A 17,165-nucleotide genomic window follows, 5' to 3' on the forward strand; every position below is an offset into this window, starting at 1 on the left:
TTGGTTTAATCTAGTCTTTGTCGTTCATGCTATTCAAGAACTGTTCCAAAGCGTATTCATCAGGATATAAAACCTCGCGGGCCTTACTTCCTTCAAACGGACCAACAATACCGGCAGCCTCCAACTGATCGATAATCCTTCCTGCCCTGTTGTATCCTAACTTAAGTTTACGCTGTATTAACGACGTAGATCCTTGCTGATGCATCACAATCAATCTTGCAGCATCTTCAAAAAACTTATCGCGCTCATTTGGGTCGAAATCAGCTTTGCTTCCCTCGCCTGCTTCATCTACATATTCTGGCAGCTGATAAGCATCTGCATAACCGCGCTGGTTACCGATATATTCAGAAATACGATCAACCTACAGGTGTATCAACGAAAGCACACTGTAGCCTGATTAAGTCGGTCCCCGTAGATAAAAGCATATCACCACGACCGATTAACTGATCGGCACCACCACTATCTAAAATGGTACGCGAATCGATTTTCGACAAAACCCTAAACGCTAACCTTGCCGGGAAATTGGCTTTAATTGTACCCGTAATAATATTTACCGATGGCCGCTGTGTAGCCAAAACCAGGTGAATACCGATTGCCCTTGCCAACTGAGCCAAACGTGCAATTGGGGCTTCAACCTCTTTACCGGCCGTCATCATTAAATCGGCAAACTCATCAACCACTAACACAATGAAAGGTAAAAACCTGTGCCCGTTATTAGGGTTAAGCTTGCGCTTGATAAACTTATCGTTGTACTCTTTTAAATTTCTTACCTGTGCATCTTTCAATAAATCATAACGCTGATCCATTTCAATACAGAGTGAATTTAAAGTATTTACTACTTTTTTGGTGTCGGTGATAATCGCATCAGCCTCACCAGGGAGTTTGGCCAAAAAGTGCCTTTCTATCCGGTTGAATAAAGTTAACTCTACCTTTTTCGGATCGACCAACACAAATTTTAATTGTGCAGGGTGTTTTTTAAATAACAGGGATACCAGAATGGCATTAATACCTACTGATTTACCCTGACCGGTTGCTCCGGCCACCAATAAATGGGGCATTTTAGCTAAATCGGCTATAAAAACCTCGTTACTAATGGTTTTACCTAAGGCAATCGGTAAATCCATAGTGGTTTGGCTCCACTTTTCGGTATTTAAAATACTGCGCATCGGCACCATTTCAGGGTGTTGGTTAGGCACCTCAATACCAATTGTACCTTTACCGGGCATTGGGGCAATAATACGGATCCCTAATGCGGCCAGGGAAAGTGCAATATCATCCTCAAGGTTTTTAATCTTCGAAATCCTAACCCCTGGTGCAGGAATAATTTCGTAAAGGGTAACCGTTGCGGCCAATTGTTGCCTTAATCTTATCAATTTCTATATTGTAATGGTTAAGGGTTTCTACAATTTTATTCTTATTGGCTTCTAATTCTTCGGCATTAACCGAAATTTTATTGGTACCATAGTTCTCCAGCAAATCGATTGTAGGGTATTTATAACCTGATAAATCTAATTTCTCGTCATAATTACCAAACTGCTCAACCAGATCTTCTGATTTTTTTTCTTCTTCTGTTTTCTCAATGGTAAAAGCAGGTTCTTTTTCTACTTCTATTGGTGGCTCAACCGTTAATGGCAACGAAGCAGCCGCAGCAGTGGCCAGAGGTAAATTTGTAGCCAATGGAGACAATACAACCGGTGGAGCTATTGCTTCTTCCTCTTCTTTTTCTTCTCGTAACGGCTAGGCTGTAATACTACATTTTGTTGTTTACGCTCATTACTTACAGGTGGTTTATCGCGCACAGGGAATTCAATCGGCTAGTTGGGTCTTCAAAAGTTTTGCTTTTTACCGATTGCTCCCTGATATCGTTAACATAATCTGGTGTCTCATTATCCAGGTAAACTTCTTTCTCTTTACGCTCAGGAAATTTAAAATCGATATTGTATGCAATTATTAAAATGGTTAAACCAGCAAAGGCAATTAAGCCGGCAACTCCAGCTGCCCCAATTTGAGCACCCAATAATTTATTGCTCCAATAACCAAATTCGCCCTCTAAATAATGTGGTGATTCTGACCAGAAACTGTGTGCAAAACCTAACGTTAAAGAAATAAACAGTAAAAAGAAAAAGCTATAACCCAATGTTTTAGAAATGGAAAGGATTTTAACCTTAAATAACAAACGGTAGCCGATAATAAAAAAAGCAAGTACAAATAAAAATGAGGCAATACCGAACCATTCGTAAATAAACTGGTGCGATAATAAAGCACCAAATTTACCCAACCAGTTTTGTACTACAGGTGTGGTTACCCCGGCTTCTTTAAGCTCATCGGTTGTTTAAAAAGATTGCTCCACCCACCATTGGCATCAATTACATAACTCTGATCATCTTGCCAAGTAAATAAATACGAAGTAAAAGCAATTAAAAAATATAGCGACAATATCACAAAAAACAGACCTACAATTTTAATTGCACGCCCATCAGCCAGATCGAAACTTGGCAAAAATTCTCGTTTTTCTTTTGCCTGGCGGCCTGATGATGATCTGCCGGGTGCATTTTCTGCACCTTTATCTCTGAATGTATTGGTTTTAAACTGGTTACCCCTTACCGACATTTTCTATCCTAAATAATTTAATATTGAACAAACTTAGATAAAACTGCGCAGCATTAACGAAAGCCTTACAAAAAAAATAATCACTTATCGCAACTGATACTGTAATAAGCAGTTTTACTACCTCATTTATTATAATTACATCTAATTAACTACGATAGAAACATTAACTATCTTTAATTTAGTGTAATTCTATAATCCGCCTTAAATTAAATAAAAATATTCAACGGGCATTAAACCTTAAACAGAAATTACTGTCTATTATTTTAACAACGCACAAGTTGTTACGTTTTGTCAAATGAGACGGATTTTGTTTTAGGTTTTCATCCCGTTTTACCTGGAGAGGTTAAACGGGATTTTTTATTGTAGAATATAATCAAACTTACTTAGGTTGGAATAGTTGGCTTATTTTAGAAAAGCAGGGTTCGGTGCTTTTGGGTTATAACAGTCCTGCTACCGCTCCAAGTCCTCTCCCGATGGAAAAATCAGGATCCGGGCTTTCCGCTTTATCAGGTTTATTTTACTTAAAATGTTAATTATTAGGTTTCTAAATAAGTATAACAAATGATTTTTGGGAACACGAACCCTAGCGGCAGATATAAAGATTCTGCCTAAAACCTTGGGTTTTGCGTTAGGGATTGTAAGGGTTCAGTACCGATTATTTCATCGGTACCGGACGCAGCGCAGCCCTGTAAAGCCCGGCCCTTGCGTAGCTTGGGTAACGCCCAAATCAATTAACAGTTTTCAGTTAGCAGTTTTCAGTTAACAGCTTTCAGTTAAAAGCTTTCCAGTATGCAGCTTTTTGAGGTACTATATCTTGATAGATTGCTCTACACTATATATATTTAAGCATTAATTTAACATTTTCTTATTTTTTGTTAATTTAAAGCGATTTATGAAATAATATTATGAGCATAGCGCAACTTGAGGAGCAAATAGAAACAGGAAATCTACAATCGGTTAAAGAAATTCTGATTGAAAACCCAAAACTGGCAAATGTTGACACCTCTCATCACATTTCTCCGTTATTATTGGCCTGTTATTACAAAAAACAGGAAATAGCCGATTTAATTGCAGAATTTGTTGATAATATTACCTTATTTGAGGCCTGCGCAGTTGGCAAATTTGATGCCGCGTCACAATTAATTTTTCAAAACCCTGATGGTATTAACCAATTTTCTGAAGATGGTTTTACTCCACTTGGCTTAGCTTGTTATTTTGGGCATGAGGATTTAACCCGCTTCCTGGTATTAAAAGGGGCAGATGTTAACCTGGCATCTAAAAATGGGTTTAATGTTTTTCCAATCCACTCAGCAGTTGCTGCAAATAATTTCAACATCACCAAAATGCTTTTAGATGCTGGTGCATATCCTAATGTTTGTCAGAAAGCAGGATTGGCTCCTTTGCACACGGCAGCACAATTGGGAAATATAGAGCTGATTATTCTATTGCTTGAACACGGCGCTGAAGTTTCTTTACGAATGGAAGGTGGAAAATTGCCGGCAGATTTAGCCGCAGAAAAGGGTTTTAATGAAATAGCCGAAATTTTGAGAGATGATGATTAGTTTCCAGTTAACAGTTTATAGTTTTCAATTGACTTTACTGCAAATCAAAATTAGAACTTTCAACTAAAATCATTCCCAAATTCTAAGTCGCATTCTTTTCATGTAAGTCCTGATATCAAGCACTACTGCTGCTAAAAAATAAAATAATATCGGGAAACCTACCGCTAAAAAAGAGGAGTAGATAAAAAACAAACGGACTTTGGCAGTGCTCATATTTAACTTATTGGCTAAATAGGTAGAAACCCCAAAACTCTGTTGCTCAAAATAAGTTATAATTCTCTGGAACATATTAAGCCTATTTTAAAAATTATAATAACGGCAATATTAAATCAATTATTGCAAACCCTAATCTAACAAAATTAATCGGTTAACGGTGCGATTAATTTTTAGGCTGAAGTTTATGCCAACACGAGTTTTTCAAAATCCTGTTTATCTTCATGTTTTATAAAAAGTGTTTGTTGCTCTTCTAAATCTGAAAATTTATCGATCAAATCTGCTTTAAATTTATGAATGTCGACATCTTTGTTCAAAATAACAGTCAATGCATCTGCATTTCCTCTTACTTCTATAATCTGATTTGGATAAAGTTCTTTTAGTTCGTGTGGGAATTCCATAATTTAAAAACAGATTATAAGGTAGAAAGTTTTGTATGCAATTGTTATTGGTTAGGCTTGCTTTAAAATTTTAATCCCAATACCACAAGATAAGCATTTTTTCTGATCACAATATTGCTTTTTTAACTGCAAAATTCCTTGTGAAGCAAAAGCGTGTTCCATTTTAACGCCTGCACTCATAAATTTATCAGTAATGGCATTTCGTTCAGCAGGCAGACTTTCTAACAATTTTATCGAACTATTGATATAAAACTGTGTGGCTATATGTTTTCCGTAAGCAAATAAAAACAGGGCAACAGTGTTTAACAGGATATTATCTACAGATGTTTTTCCAATTTGGATACCAACAGCAGCAGTTTCTTTTTTAAAATGATAATGCGTTTTCCAGTATTCATTTACAGGTAAATTTTCGAACAGCATGCGCAATTGTGCTACATCTTTAATCTCCATAACCTTTGAAAAAAGATGATTGGTTTTTACAATTAATGCTGCAAATTGTGCAAGCCGGATGGTTGGGAAATTTTGCGGGCGCATTCTCATAAATTTCCAAAGCGAAACTTCTACAGGCTTGATGTTATATTTTTTTCGGAGAAACTGAAATTCAGCCTTTAGTTTATTTGGATACTCTTCCTCAAAATCATCATTTAAAAAGCCAGCAGCACCAAATACCAATGCCTCTATTTGGTATGGATTATTTTTATGCTTGGCATAAATTTGTTGTGGAACAGCTTTCGCCAACAGTTCGAACGGAAGGGCATTTACTTTGAAACCAAAATTACGCGCCATAAAACGGTAAAAAGTTTCATCCCAATTGCCTTTAAGTTCATTTAGCGTTTCGGTAACAGCACGCGTTTTTTCTTCAAAACGCTCTATTAAAGTGCGGGATAAAAAGGAATTCACTATTAAATTATCTAATGTTCCAATTTGAGCAATACATGGAAAATCAGTTAATGTAAGAAACAGGTTTTCGTATTTTTGAATGAGTGCAGGAAAAACCCTGTTCTTTAATTCTAAAACCGGTACTGTAGAATTATCTATTCTTTTAATCTCTATATCATGCTCAAAAACAACATGCAGAATTACATTTTCGTATGCAGGATTAATTTGATGATTGTGTTTTAGCCAATCTGATGATTTGAGATGGATTTCTACATTCCCTGCCCATGTAGTTATACCAATCTCAACTTTCGCGTAAAAAAAATCTGGACCTGCGTTTTTATTAAGTAAACCCGGATTAATAATTTTCAGGCTTTTTCCATTGGTAGTTTGCAGCCCATTGTTATCAAACGACCTGAACTGCCATACATAATGAAGAAAATCTTCAGGAAAATTCATCCCTAAAAGTAATAAAATATTCTTTAATGTAGTATTAAATAAATTTATTTGTCGTAGTAAAGTATTATTAAGTATTTATTACTAATACAATTCATATTTATGCCTCTACAACTTTTATTTTCTTTTTATAATTGGTTATAAATACTCCGGCAATAATCAAAGCAGTGGCAACCACTAAATCCAACCCTACTTTTTCATTTAAAATGAGCCAGCCTAAAAAGATTGCAATGATGGTATTGAAATAAGTAAGGATAGAAACTTCGGATGCAGAAACTTTTTTAAGCGCATAATGGTAGCAAAAATAGCCTAAAACGGAACCAAAAACTGCCAGGTAAACCGTTGCAAATATGCTTTCTATCTTCCACGAACTTACATCGGCTGCGCCAGAAAAAATCTTGGCTAAACCCAATTGAATGATGGCTGAAAATACAAATTGATAAAATAGATTTAAGAAAATATATTGTGGTTTACCGCTATGTTTTTTTGAATAGATGGTGCCGATTGTCCAGCCTGATACAGCAACAACCAAAGATAAAATCCCGTTCCGGTAACCGGGTTCAAGTAGATCATTCAAACCATCTCTAAAAATAAAGAGGATACCTAAAAAACCTATAAACACACCAATAAAGCCCTTTAAACTTGCTTTTTGAATCCCCAAAAACACACAACCCATAAATACAAGCAATGGAGAGGTTGCATTAATCAGAGAAGCCAATCCGCTTGGAATGGTTTTTTCTGCTACAGTAGTCATTCCGTTTGCAATTACTACCATTAATATCGATAAAAGTATCTGCCTTTTAAAGCTTGTCCATCCGATCCATTTTAATTCTTTCTGTTTAATCAGGAGCACAAAAATTATTAAAGATGCTATTGCCTGACGGATAGCGGTAACATACCAGGCAGGAATACTTTTTACAGCCACGCTAATTCCTAAGTACGTTGTACCCCATATCAGCGCTACGCCAAATAAGGCGAGTATAAGTTTAAGATCTATTTTCGATTTCATGATTGATATATGTTTAACCACAGATAGTATAGAGGTTATAACCGCTGAGCATTCTTTTTATTTCAACTCTGGGCATTCCAAAATTTATGATTAAAACACATTGTCTGTTACAAGCGATCAGATAGTTCATTAATTGTACCTGGTGAATATCGGTTATTACTTTAGCTGTCTTTAATTCATTCACAACTTCATTTTCAACAAACAGGTCTACAAATAATCTCCAACAACCTGAACATCATAAAAAACTTGCAATGCATGTTGTTTTGTGACGATTAATCCAGCTTTTTTAATTTAAATGAACAATGCATTTTCATACACCTTTTCTAAAAAACCACTACCAAAAGTATTTGAAATTTTATATGCAGCTCCAATTATTTTTTCGGTGATTTCATTTAAATTATCCATAAAACCAGTTTATTAGAAATATTTCAACACAAGTGATGAAAACCCAAATCTGTGTTTATCCTTTCTATCCGTGGTTAACTAGTTCAGCAGTAATGAGAATCTGCTCCATTTCTTTTTGCAGTTTCAATGCTTCTTCCCTTGCTTTTTCGGCAAAATCTTCTCCATTACCGGCATAAATAATTCCTCGAGAAGAGTTGATCAGTAAGCCACATTGCGAATTTAATCCATATTTACATACTTCATTTAAATCGCCACCTTGTGCGCCAACACCTGGTACCAAAAGAAAATGATCTGGTGCAAGTTTACGTACATCGCCAAATGCGGCACCACGGGTTGCCCCTACTACATACATCATCTGTTCATTTGTGGCCCAGGTTTGGGAGGTTTTAATTACTTTTTCGAAAAGTTTATCTTCACCAATCTCCTGCAATTGAAAATCGGCATGGCCTGCATTTGATGTTAAAGCCAATAGAATTACCCATTTATTTTTGAAAGTTAGAAACGGAGTAACCGAATCGCTTCCCATGTAAGGTGCTACAGTTACCGAATCGAAACTCATTTCGGAAGATGCAGCATTAAAAAATGTTTCGGCGTACATGGCCGAAGTGTTGCCAATATCACCACGTTTTGCATCAGCAATAGAAAAATATCTTGCGGAATATATTTCCAGGTTTCGATTAATGTTTCCCAACCCTTTTTTCCATAACACTCATAAAAGGCAGTATTTGGTTTGTAAGCTACGCACAAATCTTTTGTTGCATCGATGATTTGTTTATTGAATTCCAAAATTGGATTTTCGTACTTCAATAGGTGTTTTGGAATCTTATCTAACGAAGAATCTAATCCGACACATAAAAAAGAACGTTTTTTTTGTATCTGCTCGAAAAGTTGTTGCTTGGTCATATATGGGCTTATTTGCTGCAAATATGAAGATTTTTAAGTTTTCTGAGCGACAAAATAATCCTCACATGAAATATTTTTATAAACATTTTAAACTTTTGCTTGCAGATTACGTTTCAAATACATACAATTGCAACATAATTTCTCAACCGTTTATCTGAATATCCCAGAAAAATTTATCAAGACTTGTTTTTTGTTACCATTTTTTAAAAGCAAAATTTGCTTTTTATTCAGCTTATAAACAATTATGAAACAATGTGAGCATTTTCTCTAATGAACTCATTTAATGTTTTATAGCCTTAAGAACTTATACACAATGAAACTGCCGGGCATACGCTAACACAAATATATTTAAGCCTGTGTAGATTTATAACAGAAAACATCCGTTATAAACAAATGAAAAATTTCTTGAAACATATATATTTAGAATGTTTAGTAAAACAGAATTAAATGATAAGCTCACAACAGAATTACGTGAGCTAGCAAAAAGCTATGGCATTGAAGGTGCCGACTCCCTAAGAAAAATCGACCTTGTTGAGGTTCTTTTACACCAACAAGAAATTATAAATGCCGCTAAAGCCGGTGCAGACCCTTATAGCGAAATTGAACCTGTTGCAGCAACTCCTGCACCTAAAACAAAAGCTACAAAAACTTCTAAAGTTGCTGCAGCTGCTGCCGCATCTGTAGCAGTAGCAGAAAACGCAACCGTGGCTGATAAGCCTGTTGCAGCAGATAAACCTGTTGTTGCAGATAAGCCAGTTAAAAAGAGAGCCCGGTTAAGTAAAGATGAACCTGCAGCTCCAATTGAAAGAAGAAGAGATGCCGTAACTTTGTTTGATGAGCCGCAACACCATCAGCAGCCAGACAGAATTGTTGAATCTGAGGAAAGTGTAAAACCCATCTCAGCTTTAATTGAAGAAAGTGCAGAAGTACTGCCTGTAGCGCCAAAACAGAAACAAGAGCCAAAAGAGAAACAGGAAAAACAACAACGTGATGAAAACCGCCCGCAAAAGCAACCAGGCGGAGGCAATCACCACAAAAATGAAAACAGTTATTCAAACCTGGATTTCGATAATGTAATTACAAACGAGGGTGTTTTAGAAATTATGCCTGATGGTTATGGTTTCTTACGCTCTGCGGATTATAACTATTTAACCTCTCCTGATGATATTTATGTATCACAGTCGCAAATAAAACTTTTTGGCTTAAAAACCGGAGATACTGTAAAAGGTAGCATCCGTCCGCCAAAAGAAGGCGAAAAATATTTCCCATTGGTGCGTGTTGAAACCATTAATGGCAGAATCCCTGCCGAGGTTCGCGACCGTGTTCCTTTCGATTATTTAACACCGCTTTTCCCTACCGAAAAATTAAATTTATTTACGGATAACAGTAACTACTCTACCCGTATTATGGATTTATTTACACCAATTGGTAAAGGACAGCGTGGTTTAATTGTAGCGCAACCTAAAACAGGTAAAACCAATTTATTAAAAGAAGTTGCCAATGCAATTGCCAAAAACCACCCGGAAGTTTATTTAATTATTTTATTGATTGATGAACGCCCTGAAGAGGTTACCGATATGGCACGCAGTGTTAGGGCTGAGGTTATTGCCTCAACTTTTGATGAACCGGCCGAGCGCCATGTTAAAATTGCCAATATTGTTTTAGAAAAATCTAAACGTTTGGTAGAAAGCGGCCATGATGTGGTAATCCTTCTAGATTCGATTACCCGTTTGGCAAGGGCTTACAATACAACTGCACCAGCATCAGGTAAAATATTATCAGGTGGTGTTGATGCAAATGCATTGCATAAACCTAAACGTTTCTTTGGTGCGGCACGTAACATCGAAAATGGTGGATCATTAACCATTTTAGCTACTGCATTAACCGATACAGGTTCTAAAATGGACGAAGTAATTTTCGAAGAATTTAAAGGAACCGGTAACATGGAGTTACAGTTAGACCGTAAATTATCTAACAAACGTATTTTCCCTGCTATCGATATTACTGCATCGAGTACCCGCCGTGATGATTTATTACTTGACAGAGATATTTTACAACGTGTATGGATTCTACGTAACCACCTTGCTGATATGAACAGTCAGGAAGCGATGGAATTTGTTCAATCTCAAATTAAAGGAACAAAAAGCAACGAAGAGTTCTTAATTTCGATGAATAGCTAAATAAGTTTGGCGTTTGGGGTTTGGAGTAATGCGTTTCAAACCCCACGCGCTTAGCGCCCAACCCCATGCTAAAAAAACATCTCCCTAATGCGATTACCTGTGCAAACCTTTTATCAGGCTGTATCGGAATCGTTTTTGCATTTAAAGGAAATTTAGAAGCCGCAGCTTATTTCGTTATTTTTTCTGGAATTTTCGATTTTTTCGATGGAATGGTTGCCCGTTTATTAAATTTTAAATCGGCAATCGGGAAAGATCTCGACTCTTTGGCAGATATGGTAAGCTTTGGTTTTTTACCTGGTGTAATTATGTTCCACCTTTTAAAAGCAAGCGATTATTCATCTGATTACCTCCCTTATTTAGGTTTTCTGATTACTATTTTTTCAGCCTTGCGTTTGGCTAAATTCAATAATGATGAAAGGCAAACAGAAGATTTTATTGGTTTAAATACGCCAATGAATACCTTATTTATCTGTTCATTGCCTTTTATTGCTAAAGATTATCCTCAAATTATTTCTTCCAGTATTTTACTTATCGCCATTACTGCTATAACGAGTTTTTTACTGGTAAGCGAAATCAAAATATTTTCATTAAAATTCAGCAATCTCAGCTGGACAAAAAATAAAATTAAGTTTATCTTTCTTATCCTATCAGCTGTATTAATTGCCGCATTAAAATTTGCTGCAATTCCGTTTGTGCTGGTTTTATATATTGCTTTATCTTTTCTGCATTTTAAGGGAGCTAGTGCGAATAATAAGGTATAATTAAGAAAAAGGTCAACCAGAGCAGGTAATATCTTTTGATTTTCATTAATAAAATCCTTTTACTCCGCTTATACTTACATTAACAGGAGATCAACATTATTAATTTATAAAATCAAAGCTTTTTAACCTCCAGTGGATCTTCGATGTTTCGGCATATTGATAGCATTGTTTCGCCCAGTATAGGGTGTACAACATCTGGTGCAATCTCTGCCAAGGGTTCCATTACAAATTTCCTTTTTTGCATGTGAGGATGTGGCACCTGAAGTTTATCGGGAATATTGATGACTTGATTTCCAAATAAGATAAGGTCAATGTCAATCAAACGTTCGCCCCACTTATCTTTTCTAACCCTGCCCAATTCTTGTTCAATACCCAACGCTAAATCCAAAACTGCTAATGCACTTAAATGAGTTTCCAACGCTACCGCCTGGTTTAAAAAAGCTGGTTGATCGGTTTTACCCCAGGCAGCCGTTTCGTAAAGGGATGAAACCGATGTTACCTTGCCAATTTTATCGTTTAAAAGTTCGATGGCTTTTTTTAAATTTCCTTCCCTATCCCCTAAATTTCCACCAAGTAACAAATAAGCAGTGTGGTACTCTAAAGCTTTATTAAGCATCATGTATTTTTATATCTTTACAGCACAAAATTAAAACATTTAAATGAGAGAATTCTTTAAGTATTTATTTGCCTCCATGTTGGGCTTTTTCTTATCGATGGTGATTATATTTATTATCTGCTTCGTAATTGTTGTAGGTGCCATATCATCTATCGATAGCGATAAAACAGTTGTAGTATCGAACAATTCGGTACTGTTTTTAAATTTAGACCAGCCCATTACAGAACGTACACCAAAAAACCCTTTCGGAAACCTGCCAATAGTTGGTAGTGAAGAAAAAGACGGCATTGGTTTAAACGACTTTTTAAAAGCGGTACAGAAAGCAAAAACAGACGATAATATTAAATGTATTTACCTAAATGTAAGCAGTCCGAATGCTGGTTATGCCACCTTACGCGAGGTGAGGAATGCATTGATTGATTTCAAAAAATCACATAAAAAAATTATCGCATATAGCGAAGTATATACACAAGGTGCTTATTACCTGGCATCAGTAGCAGATAAAGTATATTTAAATCCAGAGGGTGCATTAGAATTTAAAGGATTTAGCTCAGAACTTACTTTTTTTAAAGGAACATTGGAAAAAGTTGGTGTAGAAATGCAGGTTATCCGCGTAGGAAACTATAAAAGTGCTGTGGAGCCATTTATTTTGGATAAAATGAGCGATTATAACCGCAAACAGGTTACAGCTTATGTTGGTGGTTTATATAACACTTTTTTAAGCGACATTGCACAGAGCAGAAACATTGAAAAAGACAGTTTATACAGCATTGCTAATAATTATAAAGTACAACAGCCACAGGATGCGGTAAACTTTAAGATGATTGATGCATTAAAGTATAAAGATCAGATTTTAGAAGAATTAAAAGGATTATCCGGCCGAACCAGGGGTGAAAACATCCGTTCGGTTAGCATTAACGATTATGCAAAAAACAACACCGATACCGGTGAAGGAAAAGATAAAGTAGCAGTAATTTATGCAAATGGTGAAATTAATGGCGGCGAAGGTTCTGATAACCAGATAGGTTCGGAACGTATTTCGAGAGCCATCAGAAAAGCACGTTTAGATGATGACATTAAAGCTGTTGTTTTGCGTGTAAATTCTCCCGGAGGTAGCGCTTTGGCTTCGGATGTAATTTGGAGAGAGATTGTACTCACCAAAAAAGAAAAACCTGTTATTGCCTCTTTTGGAGATGTGGCCGCATCTGGTGGTTATTACATCGGCTGTGCAGCAGATAGTATTTTTGTTCAGCCAAATACCATTACTGGCTCTATTGGTGTGTTTGGCATTATACCGAACTTTCAAAACTTAATGACCAACAAGTTAGGAATTACCTTTGATGGGGTTAAAACAGGTAAATATGCCGATATTATGGCTACTAACCGCCCTATGACAGCAGGTGAGCGATTTATTATTCAGAATGAATTGAACCGGATTTACAGCGGTTTTGTAAGCAGAGTGGCCGATGGCAGAAAGAAAAGCAAAGCATATATCGACAGCATTGGCGGTGGCCACGTTTGGATTGGAACTGATGCCGTACAAATTGGTTTAGCAGATAGAATAGGAAGTTTTAACGATGCGGTTAAAGCAGCAGCTAAAAAAGCTAAACTGAAAAAATATAAGGTGGTAGAATACCCTGATGTTATTGATCCATGGAAATCGTTGATGGATGAAGGTACAGATAAGGTTAAAACCTACTACACTAAACAAGAACTTGGCGACAATTACATGCTTTACCAGCAAATGAAAAAGGTTATAGCAAGTTCAGGAATTCAGGCCCGAATGCCTTTTGAAGCAGTAATTAAATAACATAAAACCCCGCAGACCAAAAAACCTGCGGGGTTTTGCAATTATAGGTTCCATTAAACGCTGGGTTTGCGTTAGGGATTGTAAGGGTTCAGTGCCGATTTTTCATCGGTACCGAAGCGTAGCGCAGCCCTGAAAAGCCCGCACCTTGCGTAGCTTGGGTAACGCCCAAAAAAAATAGCAACATCGTTCCTTTAAAATAGACAGAAAAACTCCGGATCATTTGTCTCGTTCATGATAAAATAGTCAATAGCCATGTTGTATGTCCCCGCAAGCAATTGACCATGAACCATTAAACTATGACCTAATTAACTTCTTTTTATTCTATCAACTTCCACTCCGGATGCAAAGTAAGGTAAGTAGCATTAACCGAAGTATCGACCGGATCAAAATAATGTAAACACAGCAAAGCACGACAACCTGCGAGGTTATTTATAAAATGGATATATTGTTAATAGTCCATAGTAAATAGCTGATAGCCATGTTGTATGTCCTCGTAAACAATTAACCATGAACCATTGAGCTATGAGCTAATTAACTTTTTTCTATTCTATCAACTTCCAATCCGGATGCAAATTAAGGTATGTAGCATTAACTCAAGTATTGACCGGATAAATAATATAAACTCAGCAGAGCAAGATAACCTGCGGGGTTTTGCAATTATAGGTTTCATTAAACGCTGGGTTTGCGTTAGGGATTGTAAGGGTTCAGTGCCGATCTTTCATCGGTACCGGAGCGTAGCGCAGCCCTGAAAAGCCCGCCCCTTGCGTAGCTTGGGTAACGCCCCAAAAAAAATAGCAACATCGCTCCTTTAAAATAGACATAAAAATTCAGATCATTTGTCTCGTTCATGATAAATAGCCAGTAGCTATGTCGTATGTCTCCGCAAACAATTGACCATGAACCATTGAGCTATGAGCTAATTAACTTCTTTTTTATTCTATCAACTTCCACTCCGGATGCAAAGTAAGGTAAGTAGCATTAACCGAAGTATTTACGGGATGAACAGTGATGGAAATACTTCTGCCTTTTAAAAATTCAAAGCCTATACCCTCTTTCATAGCATCATAAACGGCAACAGTATCTTTATCTGCATTTAAATAGGCTGATAGTTTTTCAATAGCTGGGAACATCTTCTTTGTTTCTTCTATAGTACTACCAGTTGTCAGGCCATCCCGGGTTTTAAATTTATCTGAAGTAATTCTGATTTGTTTAACATCTTTCACCCGCATGCTCGTATCGCGATAGGAAGAATATACGGCAATTTCGTTGCGCTGATTCCCCGTAGAATCATCGCTGTACCAAATGCCCCAGGCTTTTCCCATTGCGGCATCACCTGCATTTGGCCTTCCTAACTTTTTCCCAACCTGCTCCATATCTTCGCCAAGCGTAATTTCGCCAACAGCACGGCCAGCAACAATTAAAAAACGCTCATCTAAAGTTTGTACTGTAGCAGCAGTTGTTTTAGCTGATGAATCAGCCTTGATTTCACCTGATTTAGTGTTGGATTTACATGCCGCCAAACCTATAGATAACCCTAAGAGTGCAAATTTTATATTTTTCATGAGTGTAAAACAACACTTTATTAAAATTGTGTTTTAATTTATAAGCACAGAACAAGATTTGAGGCATTATTTCCTAATTTTACCCCCTTATGGAAAATAAAACCATCGCCCGCACCTTACGCCTTTTATCGCAGCTCATGGAACTGCATGAAGAAAATCCTTTTAAAATTAAATCTGTAGCAAATGCCTATTTCAAAATAGACAAATTGCCAGTGGCTTTAAAGGATAAACCTGTTGATGAAATTGACAAAATTGATGGTATTGGTAAAGGATTGGCCTCCAAAATTATTGAGCTTTTACAAACGGGAGAGCTGAAAGAGTTGAACGAAATTCTGGAAAAAACGCCTGAAGGAGTAGTAGAAATGCTAGCCATAAAGGGAATCGGACCGAAAAAGATTTTCATCATCTGGCGCACACTGGGAATAGAAAGTATTGGTGAATTGTATTATGCCTGTAACGAAAACCGCTTAATTGAGGCGAAAGGTTTCGGTTTAAAAACACAGGAAGAAATTAAAAATGCCATCGAATTTAAACTGGCAGCAAACGGGCGCTTTTTATATGCCCAGGTAGAAGGTTTTGCCAAAATGTTGTTTACTCAACTATCTGCGTGGACGGCAAACATTGAAACTGATGCACTTTTAGCTTTCGCTGGTCAGTACCGCCGTGCCTGTGAAATTATTGATGAATTAGAAATTGTAATCGGTGCAGCACAAATTGATGCCATTAAACAAAACTTACCTGCTTTTGAACCACTTTCACTCATAGAGACAGAAAATTCTTTCATCTGCACCACTGAAGCTGGTTTTAGAATAAGAATTTACACAGTTGAAAAAACTGATTTTTATTTGAACTGGTTTAAACTAACCGGAAATACCGAACACGTGCAAAAGGTTTTGGCTTTGGCGGGTGAAGGGCCTTTTGCCAGCGAAGAAGAAATTTACAGTAAAGCGAGTCTATCATTTATTGCGCCCGAACTACGGGAAGATTTCGACGAGATTGAACTGGCAAAAGCAAATAAATTACCTACATTAATTCAATATGAAGATTTAAAAGGCAGTTTGCATAACCATTCTACCTGGAGCGACGGTGTACATACCCTCGAACAAATGGCGGTATACTGCAAAGAAAACTTAAATCTTCAATATTTAGGCATTTGCGATCACTCTAAAACCGCTGTATATGCCAAAGGATTAAATGAACAACGCGTATTTGGCCAGCACCAGGAAATTGATGAATTAAATAAAAAACTAGCCCCTTTTAAAATCTTTAAAGGTATTGAGAGCGATATTTTAAGCGATGGCTCATTGGATTATTCGGATGATATTTTAAAAACATTCGATTTCGTAGTGGCCTCGGTTCACAGTAACCTGCGCATGGATGAAGCCAAGGCAACAGCGCGTTTGTTAAAAGCGATTGAAAACCCATACACCACTATTTTAGGTCACCCAACTGGTCGTTTATTGTTAAGTAGGGCCGGATATCCGATCGATTATAAAAAAATTATCGATGCCTGTGCAGCAAACAAAGTAGTGATCGAAATCAATGCCAATCCTTTGCGTTTGGATTTAGATTGGCGCTGGCACAGATATGCATTAGAAAAAGGTGTATTGCTTTCTGTAAATCCCGATGCACACCGTACCGAAGGTTTCCACGATATGCATTATGGTGTTTTAGTAGCCCGCAAAGGTGGTTTAAGTGCTGATAAATGTTTGAATGCTTTTACTTTAGAGGAGATTACTGCATACTTTAATCATAAAAGGCCAAATTAACCACGGATGAAAAGGATGAACACAGTGAAAAT

At 36.8% G+C, this 17,165-nt stretch carries 13 protein-coding genes and 2 pseudogenes; 5 read left to right on the forward strand and 10 right to left on the reverse strand.

Annotation, left to right across the window (positions count from 1 at the left end; genetic code table 11):
* Positions 1-10: 10 nt before the first annotated feature.
* A pseudogene (locus AC0IWE_RS10600) lies at positions 11-2,610 on the reverse strand (FtsK/SpoIIIE family DNA translocase).
* A gap of 905 nt (positions 2,611-3,515) precedes the next feature.
* On the opposite strand from AC0IWE_RS10600, the gene AC0IWE_RS10605 reads away from it, so the two are divergent.
* Positions 3,516-4,172: an ankyrin repeat domain-containing protein gene (locus AC0IWE_RS10605; protein WP_463493707.1), complete on the forward strand. Its 657-nt coding sequence runs from the start codon at positions 3,516-3,518 to the stop codon at positions 4,170-4,172.
* A gap of 69 nt (positions 4,173-4,241) precedes the next feature.
* On the opposite strand, the gene AC0IWE_RS10610 is transcribed toward AC0IWE_RS10605, so the two are convergent.
* The 7 genes and pseudogenes from AC0IWE_RS10610 to pyrF form a co-directional block, all read right to left on the reverse strand.
* Positions 4,242-4,460 carry a PspC domain-containing protein gene (locus AC0IWE_RS10610; RefSeq protein ID WP_029277136.1) on the reverse strand — a complete coding sequence of 73 codons (219 nt, stop codon included), beginning with the start codon at positions 4,458-4,460 and terminating at the stop codon, positions 4,242-4,244.
* 110 nt (positions 4,461-4,570) lie between these two features.
* Entirely contained in the window at positions 4,571-4,786 is a 216-nt protein-coding gene (locus AC0IWE_RS10615) for a hypothetical protein (protein WP_055903824.1), read from the reverse strand.
* 51 nt (positions 4,787-4,837) lie between these two features.
* Complete coding sequence (locus AC0IWE_RS10620; protein ID WP_471793048.1) at positions 4,838-6,121, reverse strand: DUF2851 family protein; 1,284 nt, start codon at positions 6,119-6,121, stop codon at positions 4,838-4,840.
* Positions 6,122-6,218: 97 nt separating this feature from the next.
* A complete protein-coding gene (locus tag AC0IWE_RS10625) occupies positions 6,219-7,127 on the reverse strand; it encodes a DMT family transporter (protein WP_471793049.1) in 909 nt (302 codons plus the stop codon).
* Between the two features lie 13 nt (positions 7,128-7,140).
* Complete coding sequence (locus AC0IWE_RS10630; RefSeq protein ID WP_471794030.1) at positions 7,141-7,332, reverse strand: GxxExxY protein; 192 nt, start codon at positions 7,330-7,332, stop codon at positions 7,141-7,143.
* An 86-nt stretch (positions 7,333-7,418) separates the two neighbouring features.
* Complete coding sequence (locus AC0IWE_RS10635; RefSeq protein ID WP_471793050.1) at positions 7,419-7,532, reverse strand: GxxExxY protein; 114 nt, start codon at positions 7,530-7,532, stop codon at positions 7,419-7,421.
* A 64-nt stretch (positions 7,533-7,596) separates the two neighbouring features.
* A pseudogene (gene pyrF / locus AC0IWE_RS10640) lies at positions 7,597-8,435 on the reverse strand (orotidine-5'-phosphate decarboxylase).
* A gap of 425 nt (positions 8,436-8,860) precedes the next feature.
* Between pyrF and rho the strand changes: the two are divergent.
* On the forward strand, positions 8,861-10,615 hold the full coding sequence (gene rho, locus AC0IWE_RS10645; protein WP_055903813.1) for a transcription termination factor Rho: 1,755 nt from the start codon (positions 8,861-8,863) through the stop codon (positions 10,613-10,615).
* Between the two features lie 65 nt (positions 10,616-10,680).
* A complete protein-coding gene (gene pssA, locus AC0IWE_RS10650) occupies positions 10,681-11,376 on the forward strand; it encodes a CDP-diacylglycerol--serine O-phosphatidyltransferase (protein ID WP_471793051.1) in 696 nt (231 codons plus the stop codon).
* Positions 11,377-11,488: 112 nt separating this feature from the next.
* On the opposite strand, the gene folK is transcribed toward pssA, so the two are convergent.
* Positions 11,489-11,995, reverse strand: a complete 507-nt coding sequence (gene folK, locus AC0IWE_RS10655; RefSeq protein ID WP_471793052.1) for a 2-amino-4-hydroxy-6-hydroxymethyldihydropteridine diphosphokinase — start codon at positions 11,993-11,995, stop codon at positions 11,489-11,491.
* A 40-nt stretch (positions 11,996-12,035) separates the two neighbouring features.
* Between folK and sppA the strand changes: the two genes are divergently transcribed.
* Positions 12,036-13,802 carry a signal peptide peptidase SppA gene (sppA, locus tag AC0IWE_RS10660; RefSeq protein ID WP_471793053.1) on the forward strand — a complete coding sequence of 589 codons (1,767 nt, stop codon included), beginning with the start codon at positions 12,036-12,038 and terminating at the stop codon, positions 13,800-13,802.
* 932 nt (positions 13,803-14,734) lie between these two features.
* Here the strand turns inward: sppA and AC0IWE_RS10665 are convergent.
* The gene (locus tag AC0IWE_RS10665; RefSeq protein ID WP_471793054.1) at positions 14,735-15,364 is read right to left on the reverse strand and encodes a hypothetical protein; all 630 of its coding nucleotides are present in this window, start codon (positions 15,362-15,364) and stop codon (positions 14,735-14,737) included.
* Positions 15,365-15,453: 89 nt separating this feature from the next.
* Here AC0IWE_RS10665 and AC0IWE_RS10670 point away from each other — a divergent pair, with 89 nt between their 5' ends.
* The gene (locus AC0IWE_RS10670) at positions 15,454-17,133 is read left to right on the forward strand and encodes a helix-hairpin-helix domain-containing protein (RefSeq protein ID WP_463493686.1); all 1,680 of its coding nucleotides are present in this window, start codon (positions 15,454-15,456) and stop codon (positions 17,131-17,133) included.
* The last annotated feature ends 32 nt before the right edge of the window (positions 17,134-17,165 follow it).

The sequence above is a fragment of the Pedobacter sp. AC402 genome (assembly GCF_979252805.1).